Source organism: Nonomuraea terrae (genome assembly GCF_044465245.1).
Classification (GTDB): domain Bacteria; phylum Actinomycetota; class Actinomycetes; order Streptosporangiales; family Streptosporangiaceae; genus Nonomuraea; species Nonomuraea terrae.
In genome coordinates, this window is the sequence record NZ_JBITLL010000006.1 from 433,789 (window position 1) to 454,433 (window position 20,645).

Below are 20,645 nucleotides of genomic sequence, written 5' to 3' on the forward strand. Positions count from 1 at the left end.
GCGGCGATGCGCATCGGGATCTTCGTCATCGCGGCACGGTTCCCCGGGCAGGAGCCCGGGCGGGTGCTGGCGGACGCCGTCGAGTTGATCACCGCGGCCGAGGAGGCGGGTTTCGCCGACGCCTGGATCGCCGAACACCACTTCATGTCGTACGGCGTGTGCCCGTCGGCCACCACCCTGGCCGCGGTCGCCGCCGGGCGTACGTCGCGGATCGGCCTCGGCACGGCCGTCAGCGTGCTGTCCACGCAGCACCCCGTGGCTCTCGCGGAGCAGGCGGCCATGCTGCATCACCTGTCGGGCGGCCGGTTCACGCTGGGCGTCGGCCGGGGCGGGCCGTGGGTGGACCTGGAGGTCTTCGGCACCGGCATCGAACGCTACGAGCGCGGGTTCGCCGAGTCGATCGACGTGCTGCTCGGCGCGCTGTCCGGCGGCCCGGTCGCGGCCGGCGGCGAGTTCTTCCGGTTCCGTGAGATCGAGCCGGTGCCGGCCGCGCGGCTGCGCCCGGTGGTGGCGTGCACCTCGGAGGGCACCGTGGCGCTGGCCGCCGAGCGCGGGCTGCCGATGCTGCTCGGCATGCACATCGGCGACGAGGACAAGGCCGCGATGGTGGCGGCGTACGCGGCACGCGGCGGTGTCGCGAAGGGGCACGTGGCGGCGGGGGTCGGCTACGTGGCCGACTCGACCGCGGCGGCGGTGCGGGAGCTGAAGCGGACGATGCCGCGCTGGCTCGGGCCGGGGCTGGCGGGATACGTGCCGGTGGACGGCCGGCCACGCCCGTCGCGGGACGTGCCGGCCTACGTCGACCTGCTGACGCGCATCCACCCCGTGGGCTCGGCCGCGCACTGCGCCGAGACGCTCGTGCGCACGTCGGAGGCCACCGGGATCGAGAACGTGATCCTCATGGTCGAGGGGCTCGGCGAGCACCGGCGCACCCTGGAGAACATCCGCCGCTTCGGCGCCGAGGTCCTGCCGCTGCTTCCCCGCTGAAGGGACCCGGATGACCGGCGGGCCGGTGCGGCGGCCCGCCGGTCGGGGCTCAGCAGTCCACGAGCTCCGGCTCCTGGTTGAGGATCTGGGCCCGCGGGGTGACGAAGTCGGCCAGAGCCCGGGTGGCCGCCGGGTCGAAGACCGCGACCCGGTGGCAGTTCTGGAACGCCAGGCGCACGCCGAAGTGGCGCTCCAGCGCGCCGCGCATCGCGTCGCTCGCCAGGCAGCGCAGCAGCTGGCCGCGCTCCTCCTCCGACGACGGCGGGACCTGGTTGTCGGCGAACGCGGCCCCGGTCTCCGCCCGCTGCTCGGCCAGGCCGCTGATCAGCGACCACGCGTAGGGAAGGGAGTCGCGGACGCAGGCGAGGAACGCCGCATCGTCCACCTCACCGGTCTTGGCCTGGTCGAGCAGATCGTTCGGAACGGTCAGCGACATGCTGTCTCCTCTCGAAACGGGTCGAAACTGACGCTAGATCGGCCGGAGATCGGCCTCATAGATCCCCGGTGGGCACAGTCGTGTGGTCAGGGGCCGTAGACGAACTCGGGGTCGACCTGCTCGGTGAGGTCGCGGCCGGTCTTCGCGTTGCCCCACGCGCGGGCGTTGCGCAGGTGGAACTCGACGGTCTGGCGGCCGAAGCGCGCCCAGTCCTTCTCCTGCTCGTCGAGGGCCTTGCGCAGCATGGTGAGGGCGTCGGCGTTGGCCGGCTCCAGGTCGTCGAGGGCGAACGGGCGGCCCTGCTCCAGGGCCCGGACGGCGGCGGAGTGCTCCATCCAGGTGAGCAGGTCGTCGCCGGCGTGCTCACGCAGGAAGTCGACGTCGGACGGGCCGTGCACCTTGTTGCCGACCACGGCGAGCGCGACGTCGTACTGGGCGGCGTAGTCGCGGTACTGCCGGTAGACGCTCAGGCCCTGCCGGGTCGGCTCGGCGACGAGGAACGTCATGTCGAAGCGGGTGAACAGGCCGGAGGCGAACGAGTCGGCCCCGGCGGTCATGTCGACCACCACGTATTCGTCGGGCCCGTCGATCAGATGGTTGAGCAGCAGCTCGACCGCGCCGACCTTGGAGTGGTAGCAGGCCACGCCGAGGTCGTCGTCGCTGAAGGGGCCGGTGGCCAGCAGGCGCAGGCCGTCAGGGGTGGACATGCCGAGCGGGTCGGCGGCCAGGTCGTCGAAGCTCAGCAGCGTGGAGCCGCGCCCCGGCGGGGTCGTCTTGACCATGGCCTCGGCCGACGGGATGCACGGGTTGGTGCCGCGCAGCCGGTCCTTGATCTCGGTGAGGTGGGCGCCGAGAGGCTCGGGCTGCCGGTCGAGGCCGAGCACGAGGGCCAGATGCTGGTTGATGTCGGCGTCGATGGCGACCACGGGCGCGCCCTGGCTGGCCACGTGTCTCGCGAACAGGGCCGACATCGTCGTCTTGCCGCTGCCGCCCTTACCGACGAACGCCACTCTCACTGCGTCCTCCAGGGTGAGGATGAAAATCGTTTCCGTTGAGAACGGTCACCATCATGCCACACTCCGTGCACGGGAGAACGCCGAATCGGCCCGAGACGGCAGGACGGGCTCAGCGGCAGGTCGCGTCGAGGCTGACCGGGGCGTCGTGGCCGGCCGACGGCCCACGCGGTCCGGCCAGGGCCCGGCGCGGCCGATCCTGTTCCCGCAGGGCCTCGCGGACCGTGCGGCGGATGAAGTGCCAGTCCGGGCTCGCGGTGTTGACCAGCGGCGGGACGAAGTTGAGGCTGCGGATCCGCGCGTCCTTGACCCGCTGCGACAGGTCGATGGCGGCCGGCAGGAGGTCCTGCGGCAGGTCGGTGGAGATGGCCCTTTTCGTGGCCGCGGCCAGGCGCTCGAAGCTGTTGAGCACCGTGATCGGGTCGGCCTGCTTGGCGACCGCGTTGAGCAGGCACTTCTGACGTCCCATGCGGACGTAGTCGTCGCTGTCGGTGCGGGAGCGGCCGTACCAGAGGGCCTCCTGGCCCGACAGCTTGCGGGTGCCGGCCGGGAGCACGCCCTCGCGGTACTTGCCGTAGACGATGGGCTCCTTGATGGAGACCCGGACGCCGCCCATGGCGTCGACGATCTCGGCGAAGCCCTTCATGTCCACCATGGCGTGGAAGTGCACGGGGATGCCGAGGATGCCGCCGATGGTCTCCTTGATAAGCTCCGCGCCGCGCCTGCCCTTCGGCACGCCCGGCACCACCTCGGGGTGGTCCTCGCCGTACTGGTAGATCTCGTTGAGCAGGCCGGGGGTGTCGGCGCCGGTGCCGGTGAAGCCCCAGGGGAAGCGGTCCCTGGCCGGGCCCTTGGGCAGCGGTACGCGCTCCAGGTTGCGCGGCAGGCCGAACAGCACGGTCGCGCCGCTGTCGACGGCCACACTGGCCACGGTCATGCTGTCGGTACGCACCCCGGGCCGGCCGGGCGCCGAGTCGCCGCCGAGGAGCAGGAAGTTCACCCGCTCGGCGCCGTTCCAGGGGTCGTGGGCCAGGACGGGCGCGGTGCTGTCGCCGGGGGAGAACAGCGTGTTGACGACGTCGCGCGAGACGTAGGCCAGGCGGGTGGCGTACGCGGTGGGCGCCAGGACGAGCGCGCAGAGGGCGATGGTGAGCGTGGTGGTCAGCGCGCGGCCGACGAGGTCGGAGCGCGGGGGACGGACGAGGAGGAAGGACCAGACGATCACCGTGATCCAGGCCAGCGCGATCACCACCAGGGCGACGGTGAGCACGGTCATCCAGCGCGGCTGGACGGCCAGCGACAGCAGGTTGACGCTGAACGCCGTGAACATGGTCAGGACGCCCGCCAGCATCAGGACGTACGCCGCCATGAGCGCCACGCCGCTCTTGCGGCGTTCCGCGGCGATGTGCGCGACCCCCCACAACACCGTCGAGGCGACGGTCAGCACGATGCTCGCGCCCAGGCCGAAATCTCGCTCTTTCTCCGTCATGCCGGCCGAACCCCCGTTGTGTGCCGATCCCAGAGACCTTAGTAATGGGATGTGCGTGAGAGCCGGTACGAACGGGAAGGGGTCTGTCAATTCCCCGTCAAAACCACCTTGGACTCCAACGCGACCATGCGTGAACGACACGGCAGTTACGGGTTCGACGCCCCCTGGGCCCTGGCCGGGCTGCTCGCCGGAGCGGTCCTGCTGCTGGCGCTCGCGGCGGTCTCGTTCGTCCTCGACGTGCCGGCGCCGGGTGTCGTCTTCCTGTTCGGGGCCCTGTACACGCTGGCCAGCGCGGCGAGCCAGCTCTACACGACGCGGCGCGGCAAGTTCGCCGTCTGGGACGAGGAGCTGCGGCGGCTGCGCGGTGACGAGCGGCTGCTCGACCTGGGGTGCGGGCGGGGCGCCGTGCTGCTGCTCGCCGCTCGGCGGCTGGAGAGCGGCCGGGCCACCGGCGTCGGCCTGAAGCGGCAGCGCGTCGTGCGGGCGAACGCCGAGGCCGAAGGGGTCGCCGACCGGGTGGCGCCGGTCACGGCCGACCCGCGTGACCTGCCGTTCGAGGACGACGTGTTCGACGTGGTGGTCTCCGGGCGCACGCCGTCCGGTGGGGAGCGGGCCGTGGCGGAGGCGTACCGGGTGCTGCGGCCGGGCGGGGTGCTGCTGATCGCCGGCGACGTGCGGCACATCGCCGCGTACGAGGGTGCCCTGCGCCGGCTCGGCGCGCGTGACGTACGGCGGCGTGACCTGGGGTGGCGCTACTGGCATGGCGGGCCCTGGGCGCGGACGGAACTGGCGGAGGCCGTGAAACCCAGCGGATAGGCCACGTTTGCCAGTCGTCTTCCGGGTATCCGGAGGTGCGTATGAGCGACGTGGAGACCGGCACCATCACCACGAAGGTGCCCGCACGGCTGGACCGGCTGCCGTGGTCCCGCTGGCACTGGATGATCGTCATCGGGCTGGGCACCGTCTGGATCCTCGACGGGCTCGAGGTCACCATCGTCGGCAACCTGTCCGCCCAGCTGGCCAAGCCCGGCAGCGGCCTGGACATCACGCAGGCACAGGTCGCGGGCGTGGCCGCCGCGCTCTACGTCGCCGGCGCCTGCTCCGGGGCGCTGTTCTTCGGCTGGCTGACCGACCGGTACGGCAGGAAGAAGCTGTTCATCATCACGTTGGTCGTCTACCTGGTGGCCACGCTGATGACGGCGTTCTCGTTCAGCGCGTGGTGGTTCTTCCTGTTCCGGTTCATGACCGGCTTCGGCATCGGCGGCGAGTACGCGGCCATCAACTCGGCCATCGACGAGCTCATCCCGAGCCGGCACCGGGGCCGCATCGACATCATCATCAACGGCAGCTACTGGCTCGGCGCGGCCGGCGGGGCGCTGCTGACCGTGCCGCTGCTCAACGACCTGCCGCTCAACATCGGCTGGCGGGTCGCGTTCGGTCTGGGCGTGGTGCTGGGCCTGGCCATCCTGCTCGTCCGCCGGCACGTGCCGGAGAGCCCGCGCTGGTTGTTCATCCACGGTCGGGAAGGCGACGCCGAGCAGATCGTCGAGGGCGTCGAGCGCGAGATCGGCACCGAGAGACTGCGGGAGCCCGAGTACGAGATCACCGTGCACCAGCGCAAGTCGATCGGGTTCGTCCGCATCGCGCACACGATGGTAGCCCTTTACCCCAAGCGCACGGTGCTCGGTCTGTCGCTCTTCATCGGGCAGGCGTTCCTCTACAACGCGATCACCTTCGGGTACGCGCAGATCCTGTCCACGTTCTTCCAGATCGACACGTACACCGGTTACTACTTCGCGGTCATCGCGGTGGGCAACTTCCTCGGCCCGCTGTTGCTCGGCCATCTCTTCGACACCATCGGCCGGATCCCGATGATCTCGTTCTGCTACATCGGGTCGGGGGTGCTCCTGCTGGGCACCGCGTGGCTGTTCAACCAGGGCGTGCTCACCGCGGTGACGCTGACCGCGTGCTGGTCGGCGGTGCTGTTCGTGGCCTCGGCGGGGGCGAGCTCGGCGTACCTGACGGTCAGTGAGATCTTCCCCATGGAGACCAGGGCGATGGCCATCGCGTTCTTCTTCGCCATCGGGACGGCGGCCGGCGGCATCGCGGGCCCGCTGGTGTTCTCCACGCTGGTGGAGAGCGGGGTGCCGGGGGACACGGCGCTCGCGTTCGCCATCGGCGGCGTGGTGATGATCGCGGCGGGGCTGGTCGAGGTGTTCCTCGGGGTCAAGGCCGAACGCAGGAGCCTGGAGTCGATCGCGGCCCCGCTCACGACCGCCGAACGCTGACGCCCGCCTTCGCCGGGACGAGCCGGGCTCGCATTTTTGACACCAGTGTCAAAGTATGGAAAATTGGCCTGCCGCGACAGGGGTGTCAAACATGATGTCCCCGCGTGGCCTTTCCCGCCGGGGGACGGGGAAGGCTCGTACCTGATGTCTTTGTGTGGAGAAAGTCGTGATGAAAGCAGCACGTCACCGCAGCCGCGGCGCGGTGGTCGCCTTGTCCGTGACAGCGGTTCTGGCGATCGGAGGGGGTGTCGCGGTCGCGCAGGCGCCGGTCCAGGACCACGGGCGGCCGGCCGCGGTGATCAACCTGGACGACGCCAAGGCCCGGCTCCAGAAGCACTTCGGCGACCATGTGGACGCCGACGGTGTGCACCAGGCGTCACTGGACAGCCCGTGGGGACGGGCGGTGGAGCGTGTTGACGACCAGGCCCTTGACCACCTCAAGGGACAGCTGAAGCGGAAGCCCGACAAGCCCGCGCTGGTGCTCGACATCGACGACACCATGTTGTCCACCTACAGCTACGGCGCCTCCCACGACTTCGCCTACCACGACGCGAAGCAGAGCCTGCAGTGGGCGCTCGACGAGAGACTCCCCGTCATCCAGCCGACGCTGGAGCTGGCCACGTGGGCGCACGACCACGGCATCTCGATCTTCACTGTCACCGGCCGGCCCGAGCAGACCAGGGCCGCCACGCTGGACAACCTGCGCAAGGCCGGCTACCCGGAGCCGAACGGCGCCTTCTTCCAGCCCGCGGCCGGCTCCGCCCCCGACTACCTGTACTGCGCCTCGTCCACCTGTACCACGACCGAGTACAAGTCGGGCACCCGCGCCCACATCGAGGCCCAGGGGTACGACATCCTCGCCAGCGTGGGCGACCAGTACAGCGACCTGAAGGGCGGCCACGCCAAGGCCGTCTTCAAACTGGACAACCCCCAGTACGTGATCCCGTAACCCTCAACCCGCCCAGACCGCGAGCAGGTCGTCCGGCCTCCAGGCCCGATCCAGCGGGAGACCGGGAGCCGCGCCGACCCGAGAGACGGCGACGCGAGGGGTGTCGTCACCCGCGCCGGGAACGACGGCGGCGGCGTGGGTGAGCTCGTCGTAGTCGTGGCGGTCGAACGGCCGGTTGTCGAGCCACTTGATGGATCCGACCAAGTGGACGCGCCACACGACAGGGCCCTTGTCCGCCCCGACGAGGTCGATCTCGGGATTGTTCTGACGGTTCCACCAGCCGCCGACCTCTTCCGTCGCGGCTTGTGCAGGAGTTCTGTGACCGCTCCGGGCTCGCGTACCTCGTCTTCCAGGCCTAGCGCGGCCGGGACAGCGAGATCATCTCGAGTCCGCCCGACCGCCTCCGGCGCCTCCCTGGAGCGGCCGTCGTGGTGCCCGGCGAAGAGGTGGTCGTGGCGGTGACGGCCGGGCGACTGCGACACGGATCCGGCCGGCGGCACCGCCGTCCTGGACGCCGTACTAGGATCTGTGCAGCGTCGCGTGCCGGTGACGGGCTGCGTCAGGCATGGAGGCGTGCGACCAGGAAGGCGGTCACGATGACCCTTTCCCCGGCCCCCACCCGTGAGTGAGGGCGACAAGAACAGGCTGATCGCCTGGGACCACGAGCTGACGGCCGCCCACCAGCGGCTCCGCGAAGCGCTGCGACTGGCGCGAGACTCCCTCGACGGCGGCGAAGGCGCTTTCCCGCGTGACCTGCTGCTCTACTGTCACGGCTTCTGCGCCGCCCTCGGCGGGCACCACGTGAGCGAGGACACCGGGCTGTTCCCGGAGCTGTCCGCGCGCCATCCCGGCCTGCGGCCCGTCATCGCGAAGCTGGAGCAGGACCACGGCATGATCGCGTGGTTGCTCCAGCAGTTCAAGCAGGCGCTCGACGCGGCCGCGCCCGCGAACGAGCTGCTTTCCCACCTGGAGGGACTCTCCGCGATCATGGAGTCGCACTTCCGGTACGAAGAGCGCCGGATCCTCGGCGCCCTGGCGACGCTGGACCTCGACGCGGAGCCGAGCTCCCTGCTCGGCCCTCTCTGACCTCGGGAACGAGCAGACCCGGTCCGCGACGGCGCGGCCCTCCACGAGGCGGTGCACGACGCCTGATCCGGGGCCTCCGATGGCGGTGGTGACCCCGGCCGGCGGCACCGCCCACCTGGAGGTCGTGCTCGGCCGGGGAGGCCGCGGTCAGTCGATGACCGCGGTGGCCTCGACCTCGACCAGGAGGTCGGGCTCGCCCAGGGCGGCGACGCCCAGCAGCGTGATCGGTTTGACCGGGTCGACCCCCAGCTTCGCGGCCGCCCGGGCGACCCCCTCGCCCAGCAGGGGGAACTTCTCGGGCGACCAGTCGACCACGTAGACGGTCAGCTTCGCCACGTCGTCGAAGGAAGCGCCGATCTCGGCCAGCGCAGTGCCGATGTTGAGGTAGCACTGCTCGACCTGGGCGGCGAGATCCCCCTCGCCGACCCTGCCCCCATCGGCGTCACGGGCCACCTGACCGGCGAGGAAGACCAGCTTGGACCCGGTGGCGATGGACATCTGCCGGTACACCTCGGGCTTCGGGAGTCCTTGGGGGTTGACCAGTGTGACGGGCATCGTGGCTCCTTCGCGGTCAGCGGTTCCACCAAACCATAACATTGCTATGTATTGTGGGGCCATGGCGAGGACGAAGGATCCTGCGGTCGGCTCGCTGCTCATCGAGCGGGCCGCGCACATGCTCCGCACCCGCGAGCCCGTCACGCTCCGCTCGCTGGTGGCGGGGACCGGCGTGTCCACGATGGCCGTCTACACCTACTTCGGCGGCATGGACGGCCTGTGGAAAGCGCTACGGCAGGAGGGGTTCACCCGTCTGGCGGGCCGGCTCGCGGCGGTGGCGGCGACCGACGATCCGGTGCGCGACCTGGCCGCCCTGGGCGCGGCCTACCTGTCCAACGCCCTGGACAGCCCCGACCTCTACCGGGTCATGTTCGACACGACCTTCGAGCTGCAGGACGCCGCGGCCGCCGACGAAACCCTGCACCGTCTGGTCGGCACCGTCGAACGCGCCAAGAGCACCGGCCGCTTCCGCGACGACGTCGACCCGCTGGAGCTGGCGACCCAGAGCTGGACCATCGGTCACGGCCTGGCCTCTCTCGTCGCCACCGGCCCGCTGCCCCGCCGGACGCTGGCCCACGGCGTGCCTCTGCTGACGGCGTTGTTCATCAGCGCCGGAGACAGTCCCGATGCCTGCCGCCGATCGGTCGAGGACGGCTGGCGCGGGCACTGGGGGGACGCCTAGCGCTGGGTGGCGGCGATCAGGCGCATCAGCGACTGGTGGAGGTGTTCCAGCTCTTCGATGTCCATGCCGAGGCGGGCGACGATGGCCGGGGGGATCTTCTCCGCCTCTGCCCTGAGCCGGCGGCCGGCTGGGGTGAGGGTCACGGCCAGGGCACGCTCGTCCTGGTGGTTGCGCTCGCGGTGGACGTAGCCGAGGGCCTGGAGCCGCTTGAGCAGCGGGGAGAGTGTGCCGGGGTCGAGCTGGAGCAGCTCTCCCAGCTCCTTGACCGACAGCGGCTCGCGCTCCCAGAGCGCCAGCATGACCAGGTACTGCGGATGGGTCAGCCCCATGGGCTGCAGCAGCGGCCGATACAGGCCGATCACGCTGCGCGAGGCGATGCTGAGCGCGAAGCACACCTGCCGGTCCAGCTTCAACAGATCTGTCGCCTCTGTCACAGGCTCCATGTGCCCCTGCCTCCGATGGCCTCTGCTAGATTACTTTGTGTACCAACTAATAGCGTGCAAACAAATGCTACTCCCATGGAGCCCGGGAGGGACCACCCATGTTTCACCGCAAGCCGCTGGAGGAGCGCATCGCCGAGCGCCAGGCCAAGCTGCCTCTCCTGAAGGAGGGCAAGCACTTCGAGCACGGCCCGGCCAAGTTCGTCTTCGTCGCGCTGCTCACCGCGGTGGCGGCCATGCACCTCGTCGGGCTGGCCGTCGTCATGCACTTCACCTGAGGGACAGGCGGGGCACGGCGGCGCGGAAGGCGGCGACCGCCGCGCCGATCGCGGGGTGCTCGCCGTTCCCCCTTCTGAACGCCACCAGGGTGCGGCGGCCCAGCGGCAGGCGCGTCAGCGTCACGCCGGGCGGCGGGGCGGTGGCGGCCAGGCGCGGGACGATCGCGACCCCCTGACCGGCCGCGGCGAAGGCGAGCACCGTGTCGAAGTCGTCGACGTGGTGGCGTACGTCGGGCTCGAAGCCGGCCGCCTGGCAGGCCCTGATCGCCATGGTGTGGCAGAGCGTGCCCGGCTTGTTGGTGATCCAGGCGTCGTCGCGGGCGGCGGCGATCGAGGGGCGGTCGGTCAGGTACATCGCTTCGCCAAACAGCGGCTCGGCCTCGATGGAGGCGTCGGTGACCGGCGGGACGAAGTCGTACTCGTGCACGAGGGCCACGTCGAGCTCCCCGGCCCGCAGCGCCGCCGAGACGTCGGCCGGATCGATCTCGGAGACCATGGGCACGAGCCCCGGGTGGGCGCCGGTCAGCTCGGCCAGCGCGGGCGGCAGCAGCACGCGGGCGGCCGTGGGGAACGCGCCGATCCTGATCGGCCCCGACGGCCCGCCGCGGGCGGCGGCGAGCGCCGCGGAGGCGCGTTCGAGCTGTTCGAGCACGGCGTGCGCGTGCTCCACCAGCAGGTGGCCGGCCGGGGTGAGCGTCACCGTGCGGCCCGTGCGCTCCAGCAGCCGCACACCGGCCTCCCGCTCCAGGGCGCTGAGCTGCTGGGAGACCGCCGAGGGCGTGAACGTCACCGCCTCCGCGACGGCGGCGATCGTGCCGCGCCGGGCGAGTTCGCGGAGCAGGTGGAGCTTGCGCGGGTCGAGCATAAGTCGAGCTTAAGCTGGAACGAAGAAATCAGCGCTGGACCTAACGGGTTCTGGGGCGGCACGCTCGGAGCATGCTGAGAGGAATCCACGTACCGCTGGTCACCCCGTTCGACGCGTCCGGCGAGGTCGCGCTGGACGCGGTCGAGAAGCTCGCCCACCGGGCGCTCGACGAGGGCGCGGCCGGGCTGGTCGCCCTGGGCACCACCGGCGAGGTGGCCGCGCTCGACCCCGCCGAGCGCGCGCGGGTGATCGAGGTGTGCGCGCGGGTCTGCGCCGAGCGGCAGGCGCTGCTCACGGTGGGCGTGACCGGCAACGACACGCGCTCCACGGCCCGCGCGCTGCGCGAACTGCCCGAGGGGGTCGGCACGGCGCTCGTGACGGTCCCGTACTTCCTGCGGCCGGGCGAGCGCGGGGTCGTCGCGCATTTCGAGGCGCTGGCCGAGGAGTCGCCGGTGCCGCTGGTGGTCTACCACATCCCCTACCGCACCGGGCAGGCCGTCGGCGCCGCCACCCTGCGCGAGATCGGCGCCCACCCGATGGTGGCGGGCGTCAAGTACGCCGCGGGCGGCATCGACCAGGACGCGGTGGACCTGCTCGCCGACCTGCTGGAGGGCTTCGACGTGCTGGGCGGCGACGACGTCTTCGTCTCGCCGCTGCTCGCGCTCGGCGCCTCCGGCGGCATCCTCGCCTCCGCGCACTTCGCCACCAGGTCCTTCGCCGAGCTCGTGGACGCCTGGCAGGCGGGCGACGCGGCCGGTGCCAGAGCGCTCGGGCACCGGCTGGCCCGGCTGTCCGCCGCCCTGTTCACCGCACCGAACCCGACCGTCATCAAGGGCGTCCTGCACGCCGAGGGCCTCATCCCGACGCCGGACGTACGGCTCCCGCTGGTCCCCGCCGACCCCGAGACCGTCGCCGCGGCCCACGCGGTGGTGCGCCAGGAACACTGATGTTTTACGTGAAACCTCGCCGCAGTTGACCTCAACCGCGCTTGAGGTAGCACGCTCGGACCCATGACCGAACTGATGAGAGCGGCGGCGTTCGCCGAACCCGGTGGACCGGAAGCGCTGAAAGTGATGGAGCTGCCCGCTCCCCAGGCGGGGCCCGGACAGGTCCGCGTCCGGGTGCGGGCGGCAGGCGTGCAGCCGTTCGACGCGGCCGTACGGGCGGGGTGGCTGCCTCCGTACCTGCCGGACCTGCCTTACCCGCGCGTCCCGGGCAACGAGTTCGCGGGCGTGGTGGACCAGGTGGGGCCCGGAGTGACCGGGGTCGCGGCGGGCGACGAGGTGCTCGGGTTCTCGCGGTTGTTCGCCTACGCCGAGTGCGTCGTGGCGCCCGCGACCGACGTGGCGCCCAAGCCGGCCGGGGTGCCGTGGGAGGTGGCCGGCGGGCTGACCGCCGCCGTGCAGACGGCGGAGCTGGCGATCGACGGGATCGGCCTGGCCGACGGCGAGACGCTGCTCGTGCACGGCGCGGCCGGCGCGGTGGGCACGGCGGCCGTGCAGATCGCGCGGCGGCGCGGGGCCACCGTGATCGGCACCGCCCGCGAGGCCAACCACGACCACCTGCGCTCCCTGGGCGCCGTACCGGTGGTGTACGGGGAGGGGCTGGCCGACCGGGTGCGCGCGCTGGCCCCCGGCGGCGTCGACGCGGCCCTGGACGGCGCCGGCGGCCACGCGCTGGAGGTCTCGCTGGAGCTGGTCGCCGACCGCCGCCGCGTCGTCACGCTGGTCGAGCACGGCAAGGCGGGCCGGCTGGGCGTCCGGGTCGTCCAGGGCGAGCGGACCGCGGAACGCCTCGGCCGCTACGCCGCCCTGTACGCCGAGGGCGCCTTCGCGTTCCCGGTGCGCCGGGCGTACCCGCTGGAGGACGCCGCGGGCGCGCACCGGGAGATCGAGACCGGCCACGGCCGCGGCAAGGTCGTGCTCACCATCTGACGCGCGTCGCCGGCGGCCTCCTGATCATTCTGACGCGACGCCGCCCCGCGGTCGTCGCGCATCACCGGCGGCTTCTGATCACCATCTGGCCCACAGGGCCTCGGCGACGGCGAGCTGGACCTCGGGCAGCTCGCTCGCGCCGCCCTGGACGTCCCACAGGCAGTTCTGCAGCGCCCGGCCGAGCGTCCAGCCGGCCGTGCGCCGCCGGTCCAGGCCGAGCGCGTCCACCATGAGGTCGAAGCGGCGCAGCACCGCGCGCGGCACGTCGCCGGTCGCGACCGCCTCGTCCCACCGGTTGTGCAGCGCGGGCATCAGGTCGAACCCGGGGTCGCCGGCCAGCGGCTTGGGGTCGATGGCCAGCCACGGCTCCCGGTCGGCGGACAACACGTTCTCGTAGTGCAGGTCCCAGTGGAGCAGCCGGTCACCGGGCTCGTGGACCAGCTCGGCGACCGCCCCGGCGCACCGCCGCAGCCACTGGCGGTCGCTCTCGCGGCGCAGCCGGGCGAGGGCGCCGTCCACGTCGTCGAGCATGCCCCGCGCGATGTCGCCCAGCCGGCGCATCCCCTCGGGCGCGGGATGGGCGACCAGCCGGCGCAGCAGCCCGGTCAGGACCTCCAGCGCCTCCATGACGTCGGGCACGGAGCCGAGTGAGCGGTCGGCTTCGAGCCGTTCGAGCAGCAGGGTGCCGGTCTCGGGGTCGGCGTCGAGCAGCAGCACGCTGCCGTCGCCCGCCCACGTGCGCAGCCCCGGGGCCTCGGTGACGTTCTCGTCGTTGACCGGCTGGAGTTTGAGCGCGGCGCGGACGCCGTCGGCACTGACGACGGGCAGCACGAGCGAGACCACGCCGTGCCGCGGCTCGCCGTCCAGCCGCAGCTCCCACTCCTCCAGGTAGCGTTCCGCCAGCGCGGGCAGCCCGGCGGACCAGGCTCGCCCGGCCTCGCCGTCCCACTTGACGTGGGACGCGGTCAGCGCCTCGGGAACCTGGATCCGCATCTAGAAATGCCAGGGGTACGGTGACCAGTCGGGCTCGCGCTTCTCCAGGAACGCGTTGCGCCCCTCGGCCGCCTCGTCCGTCATGTACGCCAGCCGCGTCGCCTCGCCCGCGAACACCTGCTGGCCCACCAGCCCGTCGTCGATCGCGTTGAAGGCGAACTTGAGCATGCGCTGCGCCGTCGGCGACTTGCCGTTGACCTTGCGCGCCCACTCCAGGGCGGTCGCCTCCAGCTCGGCGTGCGGCACCACGGCGTTGACCATGCCCATGCGGTGGGCGTCGGCGGCGCTGTAGGTCTCGCCGAGGAAGAAGATCTCGCGGGCGAACTTCTGCCCGACCTGCCGGGCGAGGTAGGCCGAGCCGAAGCCGCCGTCGAAGCTGGCCACGTCGGCGTCGGTCTGCTTGAAGCGGGCGTGCTCGGCGCTGGCCAGGGTGAGGTCGGCCACGACGTGCAGGCTGTGGCCGCCGCCCGCCGCCCAGCCGGGCACCACGCAAATTACGATCTTGGGCATGAAGCGGATCAGCCGCTGCACCTCGAGGATGTGCAGGCGACCGGTGGCCGCCGAGCCGTCGGCGTACTGGTAGCCGTCCTTGCCCCTGATGCGCTGGTCGCCGCCGGAGCAGAAGGCCCATCCGCCGTCCTTGGGGGAGGGGCCGTTGCCGGTCAGCAGCACGCAGCCGACGTCGGTGGTCTGCCGGGCATGGTCGAGGGCACGGTAGAGCTCGTCGACCGTCTGCGGGCGGAAGGCGTTGCGCACCTCCGGGCGGTTGAAGGCGACGCGTACGGTGCCCTGGTCGACCGCCCGGTGGTAGGTGATGTCGGTGAAGTCGAATCCCTCGACGGCCTGCCACGCCTTGGGATCGAAGAGCTCGGAGACCATGGCCGAGAGCCTAACCGATCGGACTTTCCCCCCTTCCTCGCGGCGTGGCACCTCGGCGCCACCGGCCGGCCGGTCCGGTCGGCGACGAGGTGCCCGCGTACGCCGGTCTAGGTGACTTCGGCCCGCAGCTCCGCGAGCAGGGCCCCTTGGTCGGCGAGCATGTCGGTGAGGATGCGCCGGGCGGCGTTGAGCAGATCGGCCAGCTCGGGTGTGGCCAGGGTGTAGACCACGGTGCTGCCCTCACGGATGGCGCTCACGATGCCCGCCCTGCGCAGGACGGCGAGCTGCTGGGAGAGGCTCGAGGCCTCGATGTCGATCTGGGCCAGGAGATCCCTGACGGGAAGCGGCCCTTCCTGGAGTAGCTCCAACACTCGGATGCGAGCGGGGTGGCCGAGCGTTCGGAAGAAGTCGGCCTTGGCCTGATAGACCTCCACGTGCATATCGTCCAGACTAATCCAGCGCAGTTGCATAATTCTTCAAGTCGTAACCTTGTTGGGTAGCATGACAGCGGGGACTAGGGAGTAGCCATGGGTCGAGGAAGAGCCAAGGCGAAGCAGACGAAGGTCGCTCGCCAGCTGAAGTACGCCAACCACAACATCGACTACGACCGGCTCCGTGAGGAGCTGGGCGCCGACGGGCGACGCGAGGAGATCTACCCGCCCACGCCGTCCGAGCAAGACCCCGAACGCATGCGCTGACGCGGGTCCGTTTCGCGGGGCACGGGTTCGCCCGTACGGGCGGTCACCGTGCCCTGAAGCGCACCGCCCCGAAAGGTGCCGTCAGGCGGCGCACGTGTCGTGGGTGGCGTCGAAGCCCTTGATCGCTTCGGTGTCGTCGGCGCGCTGCGCCTTCAGGCCCTTCCAGTCGTCGCCGATCACCAGCAGGAGCCGGTTCGTCCGCGCGGCCGGGAGCTTCCTGGGTGTGTCCGCGAGGAGGTCGGCCGAGAGCGTGGGCACCCGGGTCTCGCCGTTGGGGCCGTAGAGGATCGCGGTCCTGGCCTGCGGCTTGCGGGCGGTGTCGCCCACCTTGGCGATGTGGTAGCCGCGCTGTTCCAGGAGCGCGGCCACCTCGGTGGCCAGGCCGGTGCGCCACGTGCCGTTGCGTACCTCGATGGTGATCTTGGAACGGCCGACCTTGGCCTGGCCGCCCTTGACGCCCTCGACGCTCTGGTCCTTGGCCACGATCTGGAACAACCGGTTGGCCTGCGGCTGCACCCACTCGACCCGCCCCGGCTGGGTGAGCGAGTAGTGCCACGGGGTCGTGATGAAGCGGATCTTCCCGGCGTCGATGCCCTTCAGGCTGCTCGCGAGGTCGAACATGGCCCCCGCGGTCAGGCCGCTGTCGGTCGTGACGGCCTTGGTGCCGGCGTTGAGCACCTCGTAGAGCCGGGCGGGGTTGGTGAGCGTGTCGCCGCTCAGGATCTTTTTGATCATCGAGGCGATGAACATCTGCTGGCGCTGGATGCGCCCGATGTCGGAGCCGTCGCCGAGGCTGTAGCGGGCGCGTACGTAGCCGAGGGCCTGCTCGCCGTCGAGCGTCTGGCGGCCGGCGGGCAGGTGGAGCAGCGCCTTCTTGTCGTCGACCGGCTCGGGCAGGCAGACCTCGACGCCGCCGACAGCGTTGACCATGCTCTTGAAACCGGTGAAGTCGACCTTCACGTAGTGGTCGATGTGGATGCGGGTGAGCGCCTCGATCGTCTTCCACGTGCAGCCGATGCCGCCGGAGTTGAACGACTCGTTGATCATGCCGAGGTGGGCCTGCTGCCCGGGGAAGCTCTTGGTGGCGCGGCAGGCGGGCAGCTGCACCAGCGAGTCGCGCGGGAAGCTGACCACCATCGCGTTGTCGCGCTCGGACGACACGTGGACCAGCATGATCGTGTCGGTGCGCTCGCCCGCGATGTCGTGGCCGTATTTCGCGTTTTTTCCGTCGCGTTGGTCGGAGCCGACGACCAGGACGTTCATCGCGGAGGTCGCGACCTTGGGCGGGCGGGTGGCGCCGAGGTCCTCCGCGCTGACGTCTTCGTGGGTGACGTTGCCGGTCAGCCGGGCGGTGACGCCTACCGCCACCCCGGCGACCAGCAGGACGATCGCCACCGTGACACCGACCGCCCAGCGCAGCCAGCGGCGCCGCCGCCGCCGGAGCGGCGCGCCGGGCTCGGAGGGCGGCGCGTCGACAAGCCCGCTGCTCACGTGACTCCCAAAGGGATGAGGCCCAGGGCCACCGCCCCGAGAGCCGTTGAACGGGGCTGAGTGTACTCAGTCCAGGTCAGCGCCGTGCGCTCAGTCCGGCAGGTCGACCCGCAGCGTCACCGTGCCCCGCATGTCGAGCCAGGCCCTGCCGGGTCCGCGGACGAGCCGCAGGACCACCTCCTCGCAGCCGGGGCAGCGGCCGACCAGGCCGGGGTCCGGGCCGTAGACGTGCAGGGAGCCGATGGGGCCGGTCAGGCCGCAGTTGGCGCAGCGGCCGGTGGCGGTGGTGACGTCCACGGCGAAGAGCTCGCCCAGCGGACCGGCCAGCGTGTTGCCGTCGAGGTGTTCTGCGGTCATGTCAGCCTCCGGTAGGGCCGAAACGCTCGGTTCTGATGCGCTCCGGCGCGTGTCCCAGCACGAGGAGCAGGTCGGCCGCCGCCTCCACGAATCCGGTCGGCCCGCACACGAAGCAGTCGGGCGCGTGCCCGGCCGGCCAGCCGCCCTCGGCCAGGTCGGCCAGCATGATGCGGCCCGCCGGGCGCGACGCGCCCTCGGGCACGGTCCGCGTGTAGAGGAAGGAGACGTCCAGCCCCGGGTCGGGGCGGCGCAGCTCGTCGGCGTAGTAGGCGCCGTCGGGGCCGCGCAGCGAGTACACCAGGCGGAACGGCGCCCGGCTGCCCGCCTGCCGGCGTGTCCTGATCATCGCCATCAGCGGCACGATGCCCGACCCGCCGGCCACCAGCAGCACCGGCCGCTCGTTCTCCGCCCGCCAGACGAACCAGCCGCCCACCGGGCCGCGGATCTCGACCTGGTCGCCGGCCTCCATGATCTCGGTGAGGTACGGCGACACCTCGCCGTCGGGCACGTCCTCCACGGTCAGCTCGACGTACTCGCCGTCGGCGGGACCGGCCAGCGAGTAGCTGCGCTGCGTGCTGTAGCCGTCCTCGGCCGTCAGCCGGACGTCGACGTGCTGGCCCGCGAGGTGTCCCGGCCAGCCGGGCACCCGGAGTCGCAGTGTGCGCGCGGTCGCGGTCTCGGGCGTGCTGCCCACGAGCTCGGCCGCCCGCCAGACCAGGCGGCGCACTAGTCGCCCTCGTAGCGCTGCTCGCGCCAGGGGTCGCCGTAGTTGTGGTAGCCCGCGGTCTCCCAGAAGCCGGGGTGGTCGTCGTCCAGCAGGCGGATGCCGCGCACCCACTTGGCCGACTTCCAGAAGTACAGGTGCGGCACGAGCAGCCGGGCCGGGCCGCCGTGCTGCGGCTGCAGCTCCTCGCCGCCGAAGCGGTGCACGATCCACGCCTTGCCGTCGAGCAGGTCCTCCAGCGGCAGGTTGGTGGTGTAGCCGCCGTAGGAGTGGACGAGCGCGTAGTCGGCGGCGGTGTCGACGTTCTCGAAGAGCGTGTCCAGGGAGACGCCTTCCCAGGAGGTGTCCAGCTTGGACCACTCGGTGACGCAGTGGATGTCGACCGTCGGCGTCTCCTGCGGCAGGGCCAGGAACTCCGGCCACGTCCAGCGGTGGGTCACGCCGGCCTCGGTGTCGATGGCAAGCTCCCACCGCTCGGGCGGGACGCGCGGGGTCGGCCCCGCCGACAACACCGGGAAGTCCTCGACCAGGTACTGGCCGGGCGGCAGCCGGTCGCCCTCGTCTCTGCGTCTGCCATGGAAACCGCGCGAAATGATGCTCACAAAGCCCCCCATGCCCCCATTTGGGCCGTTTCATCAGGAAGTATCCCTCAGAGCTGTGTGCGCGGGGTCACCAGGCCGGACTCGTACGCGAGGACCACGAGCTGGGCGCGGTCGCGGGCACCGAGCTTGGTCATCGCCCGGCTGACGTGGGTCTTGGCGGTGGTCGGGCTGATCACCATGTGGGCGGCGATCTCGTCGTTCGACATGCCGCGGGCCACCAGCGCGGCCACCTCCCGCTCGCGGTTGGTGAGCACCTCCAGCCCCTTCGGGTCGGGCTCGGGGCGGCGGGACACGAACTCGCCGATCAGCCGGCGGGTGATCGCGGGCGCCAGCAGGGCGTCGCCGCGGGCCGCCACCCTGACGCCCTGGAGCAGGTCGTCGGGCTCGGTGTCCTTGATCAGGAAGCCGCCCGCGCCCGCCCTGAGGGCGTCGAAGACGTACGCGTCGAGGCCGAAGTTCGTCAGGATCACCACGTGGACGCCGCTCAGCCGCTCGTCGGCGGCGATCCGCCGGGTGGCCTCGATGCCGTCCATCACCGGCATCTGGACGTCCACGAGGGCCACGTCCGGGCGGTGTTCGAGGGCGAGCGCGACGGCCTGCGCGCCGTCGGCGGCCTCGGCCACCACCTCGATGTCGTCCTCCGCGTCCAGCAGGGCGCGGAAGCCGGCGCGGATGAGCGCCTGGTCGTCGGCGAGCAGCACGCGGATCACGATCGGTCTCCCAGCGGCAGTTCGGCGCGTACGGTGAAGCCGCCCTCGGGGCGGGGGCCGGCCAGCAGCCGGCCGCCGAGCGCCGTGACGCGCTCGCGCATGCCGGTCAGGCCGACGCCGGGCACGGGGGGCTCGTCAGGGGTGGCCCGGCCGTCGTCCTCCACCTGCACGACCAGCTCGGCTCCGCCGTAGTCGATGCGCACCGACGCGGCGCCGCCGCCCGCGTGCCGGGTGACGTTGGTGAGCGCCTCCTGCACGATCCGGTACGCCGCCCGGTCCACCTCGGCGGGCAGCTCGCGCCGCTCGCCGCGGACCGTCACTGTGGCCGGCAGCCCCGCCGAACAGGCCCGCTTCACCAGGTCGTCCAGCCGGTCGAGTCCGCTCGCGGGATCAGCGCCCGGGTCTTCCGGATCGCGCAGCACCTCCAGGGTCGCGCGCAGCTCGCGCATGGCGTCGCCGCTGGCCTCCTGGATGGCGAGCAGCGCCGCGGGCACCTCGTCGCCGCGCTTGCGCGCCAGGTGCACGGCCACTCCCGCCTGCACCTTGATGACCGAGATGCTGTGGGTGAGCGAGTCGTGCAGCTCTCTGGCGATCCGCAGCCGTTCCTCGCCCGCCCGGCGGCGCGCGGCCTCCTCGCGGGTCCGCTCCGCCTCAAGGGCGCGCTGCTCGGCCTGCTCCAGGTACGCCTGCCGGTGCCGGCTCACCGTCCCCGCCACCCCGGCGGCCACGAACCAGCCGAGCAGCAGCGTCGTGTCCTGGAGGATCCCCAGCGGGTCGCGGTCCGGGGCGGCGGCCAGGTTGCCCGCCAGGCTCGCGCCCAGGAACACCGCCCCCGCCAGCGCCGCGGGCAGCCGCCGACCGCTCAGTACGACGGCGAACACCGACAGCAGCACCGGGAACGCCGCCGTCGGGCCCGGGTCGACGCGCAGCGCCAGGACGAGCATGCACGGCGTGGCGACCAGCAGCGACAGCAGGGGCGCCCGCCGCCAGGCCACGAGCGACGCCGCGCCGACGAGCACCGCCGCCAGGTCGAGGGCCTGCGCGCCGGGGACGGCCAGCACCGTGACCGTGAGCAGGACGGCGACCACGGCGGCGAGGGCGCCGTCCAGGGCCAGGGGGCGCCATCCAGGCAAAGAGGTCATTCTTGAACAGTAAAGCGTGTTCATCGCGAGGTCATCGGCATCGAGAC

Annotated in this window: 26 protein-coding genes; 10 read left to right on the forward strand and 16 right to left on the reverse strand. The window is 71.7% G+C overall.

The window, feature by feature from the left end; translation table 11 throughout:
* Positions 1–6 precede the first annotated feature (6 nt).
* Complete coding sequence (locus ACIBP6_RS31390; RefSeq protein WP_397057455.1) at positions 7–987, forward strand: LLM class flavin-dependent oxidoreductase; 981 nt, start codon at positions 7–9, stop codon at positions 985–987.
* A 49-nt stretch (positions 988–1,036) separates the two neighbouring features.
* Here ACIBP6_RS31390 and ACIBP6_RS31395 read toward each other — a convergent pair whose 3' ends face one another.
* The 3 genes from ACIBP6_RS31395 to ACIBP6_RS31405 form a co-directional block, all read right to left on the reverse strand.
* Complete coding sequence (locus ACIBP6_RS31395; protein ID WP_397057456.1) at positions 1,037–1,423, reverse strand: SCO5389 family protein; 387 nt, start codon at positions 1,421–1,423, stop codon at positions 1,037–1,039.
* Positions 1,424–1,509: 86 nt separating this feature from the next.
* Positions 1,510–2,439 (reverse strand): nucleotide-binding protein, encoded by a 930-nt coding sequence (locus ACIBP6_RS31400; protein ID WP_397057457.1) that lies wholly within the window; start codon positions 2,437–2,439, stop codon positions 1,510–1,512.
* Between the two features lie 109 nt (positions 2,440–2,548).
* Positions 2,549–3,925 carry an LCP family protein gene (locus ACIBP6_RS31405; RefSeq protein ID WP_397057458.1) on the reverse strand — a complete coding sequence of 459 codons (1,377 nt, stop codon included), beginning with the start codon at positions 3,923–3,925 and terminating at the stop codon, positions 2,549–2,551.
* 126 nt (positions 3,926–4,051) lie between these two features.
* On the opposite strand from ACIBP6_RS31405, the gene ACIBP6_RS31410 reads away from it, so the two are divergent.
* From ACIBP6_RS31410 to ACIBP6_RS31420, 3 genes are all read left to right on the forward strand, one after another.
* Positions 4,052–4,741 carry a class I SAM-dependent methyltransferase gene (locus ACIBP6_RS31410; protein WP_397057459.1) on the forward strand — a complete coding sequence of 230 codons (690 nt, stop codon included), beginning with the start codon at positions 4,052–4,054 and terminating at the stop codon, positions 4,739–4,741.
* Between the two features lie 41 nt (positions 4,742–4,782).
* Positions 4,783–6,213, forward strand: a complete 1,431-nt coding sequence (locus ACIBP6_RS31415; protein ID WP_397057460.1) for an MFS transporter — start codon at positions 4,783–4,785, stop codon at positions 6,211–6,213.
* A 169-nt stretch (positions 6,214–6,382) separates the two neighbouring features.
* On the forward strand, positions 6,383–7,162 hold the full coding sequence (locus tag ACIBP6_RS31420) for an HAD family acid phosphatase (protein ID WP_397057461.1): 780 nt from the start codon (positions 6,383–6,385) through the stop codon (positions 7,160–7,162).
* Positions 7,163–7,165: 3 nt separating this feature from the next.
* On the opposite strand, the gene ACIBP6_RS31425 is transcribed toward ACIBP6_RS31420, so the two are convergent.
* Positions 7,166–7,381, reverse strand: a complete 216-nt coding sequence (locus ACIBP6_RS31425) for a hypothetical protein (RefSeq protein WP_397057462.1) — start codon at positions 7,379–7,381, stop codon at positions 7,166–7,168.
* A gap of 402 nt (positions 7,382–7,783) precedes the next feature.
* Here ACIBP6_RS31425 and ACIBP6_RS31430 point away from each other — a divergent pair, with 402 nt between their 5' ends.
* Complete coding sequence (locus ACIBP6_RS31430) at positions 7,784–8,248, forward strand: hemerythrin domain-containing protein (protein WP_397057463.1); 465 nt, start codon at positions 7,784–7,786, stop codon at positions 8,246–8,248.
* A gap of 147 nt (positions 8,249–8,395) precedes the next feature.
* Here ACIBP6_RS31430 and ACIBP6_RS31435 read toward each other — a convergent pair whose 3' ends face one another.
* Complete coding sequence (locus tag ACIBP6_RS31435; protein ID WP_397057464.1) at positions 8,396–8,803, reverse strand: RidA family protein; 408 nt, start codon at positions 8,801–8,803, stop codon at positions 8,396–8,398.
* Between the two features lie 61 nt (positions 8,804–8,864).
* Here ACIBP6_RS31435 and ACIBP6_RS31440 point away from each other — a divergent pair, with 61 nt between their 5' ends.
* A complete protein-coding gene (locus ACIBP6_RS31440; protein WP_397057465.1) occupies positions 8,865–9,485 on the forward strand; it encodes a TetR/AcrR family transcriptional regulator in 621 nt (206 codons plus the stop codon).
* Here ACIBP6_RS31440 and ACIBP6_RS31445 read toward each other — a convergent pair.
* Positions 9,482–9,928 (reverse strand): MarR family winged helix-turn-helix transcriptional regulator, encoded by a 447-nt coding sequence (locus ACIBP6_RS31445; protein ID WP_397057466.1) that lies wholly within the window; start codon positions 9,926–9,928, stop codon positions 9,482–9,484. The genes ACIBP6_RS31440 and ACIBP6_RS31445 overlap by 4 nt on opposite strands.
* A gap of 98 nt (positions 9,929–10,026) precedes the next feature.
* On the opposite strand from ACIBP6_RS31445, the gene ACIBP6_RS31450 reads away from it, so the two are divergent.
* On the forward strand, positions 10,027–10,203 hold the full coding sequence (locus tag ACIBP6_RS31450; RefSeq protein ID WP_397057467.1) for a hypothetical protein: 177 nt from the start codon (positions 10,027–10,029) through the stop codon (positions 10,201–10,203).
* Here the strand turns inward: ACIBP6_RS31450 and ACIBP6_RS31455 are convergent.
* Entirely contained in the window at positions 10,196–11,068 is an 873-nt protein-coding gene (locus ACIBP6_RS31455) for a LysR family transcriptional regulator (RefSeq protein ID WP_397057468.1), read from the reverse strand. The two genes, ACIBP6_RS31450 and ACIBP6_RS31455, sit on opposite strands and share 8 nt — an antisense overlap.
* Before the next feature lie 71 nt (positions 11,069–11,139).
* On the opposite strand from ACIBP6_RS31455, the gene ACIBP6_RS31460 reads away from it, so the two are divergent.
* Complete coding sequence (locus ACIBP6_RS31460; RefSeq protein WP_397057469.1) at positions 11,140–12,015, forward strand: 4-hydroxy-tetrahydrodipicolinate synthase family protein; 876 nt, start codon at positions 11,140–11,142, stop codon at positions 12,013–12,015.
* A 75-nt stretch (positions 12,016–12,090) separates the two neighbouring features.
* On the forward strand, positions 12,091–13,002 hold the full coding sequence (locus ACIBP6_RS31465; protein ID WP_397057940.1) for an NADP-dependent oxidoreductase: 912 nt from the start codon (positions 12,091–12,093) through the stop codon (positions 13,000–13,002).
* Between the two features lie 78 nt (positions 13,003–13,080).
* Here ACIBP6_RS31465 and ACIBP6_RS31470 read toward each other — a convergent pair whose 3' ends face one another.
* The 3 genes from ACIBP6_RS31470 to ACIBP6_RS31480 all read right to left on the reverse strand — a co-directional run bounded on the left by ACIBP6_RS31470 (position 13,081) and on the right by ACIBP6_RS31480 (position 15,314).
* Complete coding sequence (locus ACIBP6_RS31470; protein ID WP_397057470.1) at positions 13,081–13,995, reverse strand: aminoglycoside phosphotransferase family protein; 915 nt, start codon at positions 13,993–13,995, stop codon at positions 13,081–13,083.
* Positions 13,996–14,874 carry a 1,4-dihydroxy-2-naphthoyl-CoA synthase gene (locus ACIBP6_RS31475; protein WP_132608571.1) on the reverse strand — a complete coding sequence of 293 codons (879 nt, stop codon included), beginning with the start codon at positions 14,872–14,874 and terminating at the stop codon, positions 13,996–13,998.
* Between the two features lie 107 nt (positions 14,875–14,981).
* Complete coding sequence (locus tag ACIBP6_RS31480; protein ID WP_132608572.1) at positions 14,982–15,314, reverse strand: ArsR/SmtB family transcription factor; 333 nt, start codon at positions 15,312–15,314, stop codon at positions 14,982–14,984.
* A gap of 87 nt (positions 15,315–15,401) precedes the next feature.
* Between ACIBP6_RS31480 and ACIBP6_RS31485 the strand changes: the two genes are divergently transcribed.
* A complete protein-coding gene (locus tag ACIBP6_RS31485) occupies positions 15,402–15,572 on the forward strand; it encodes a DUF3073 domain-containing protein (protein ID WP_111176810.1) in 171 nt (56 codons plus the stop codon).
* An 81-nt stretch (positions 15,573–15,653) separates the two neighbouring features.
* Here the strand turns inward: ACIBP6_RS31485 and ACIBP6_RS31490 are convergent, their stop codons facing one another.
* The 6 genes from ACIBP6_RS31490 to ACIBP6_RS31515 all read right to left on the reverse strand — a co-directional run bounded on the left by ACIBP6_RS31490 (position 15,654) and on the right by ACIBP6_RS31515 (position 20,598).
* On the reverse strand, positions 15,654–17,063 hold the full coding sequence (locus tag ACIBP6_RS31490) for an LCP family protein (protein WP_397057471.1): 1,410 nt from the start codon (positions 17,061–17,063) through the stop codon (positions 15,654–15,656).
* Positions 17,064–17,153: 90 nt separating this feature from the next.
* The gene (locus tag ACIBP6_RS31495) at positions 17,154–17,420 is read right to left on the reverse strand and encodes a DUF6510 family protein (RefSeq protein WP_132608574.1); all 267 of its coding nucleotides are present in this window, start codon (positions 17,418–17,420) and stop codon (positions 17,154–17,156) included.
* A gap of 1 nt (position 17,421) precedes the next feature.
* Positions 17,422–18,147 (reverse strand): ferredoxin reductase, encoded by a 726-nt coding sequence (locus ACIBP6_RS31500; protein WP_397057472.1) that lies wholly within the window; start codon positions 18,145–18,147, stop codon positions 17,422–17,424.
* Complete coding sequence (locus ACIBP6_RS31505) at positions 18,147–18,746, reverse strand: sulfite oxidase-like oxidoreductase (RefSeq protein WP_397057473.1); 600 nt, start codon at positions 18,744–18,746, stop codon at positions 18,147–18,149. Before ACIBP6_RS31505 ends, ACIBP6_RS31500 begins: the two co-directional genes overlap by 1 nt.
* Positions 18,747–18,793: 47 nt before the next feature.
* A complete protein-coding gene (locus ACIBP6_RS31510) occupies positions 18,794–19,456 on the reverse strand; it encodes a response regulator (RefSeq protein ID WP_397057474.1) in 663 nt (220 codons plus the stop codon).
* Complete coding sequence (locus tag ACIBP6_RS31515; RefSeq protein ID WP_397057475.1) at positions 19,453–20,598, reverse strand: sensor histidine kinase; 1,146 nt, start codon at positions 20,596–20,598, stop codon at positions 19,453–19,455. Before ACIBP6_RS31515 ends, ACIBP6_RS31510 begins: the two co-directional genes overlap by 4 nt.
* Positions 20,599–20,645: the final 47 nt, after the last annotated feature.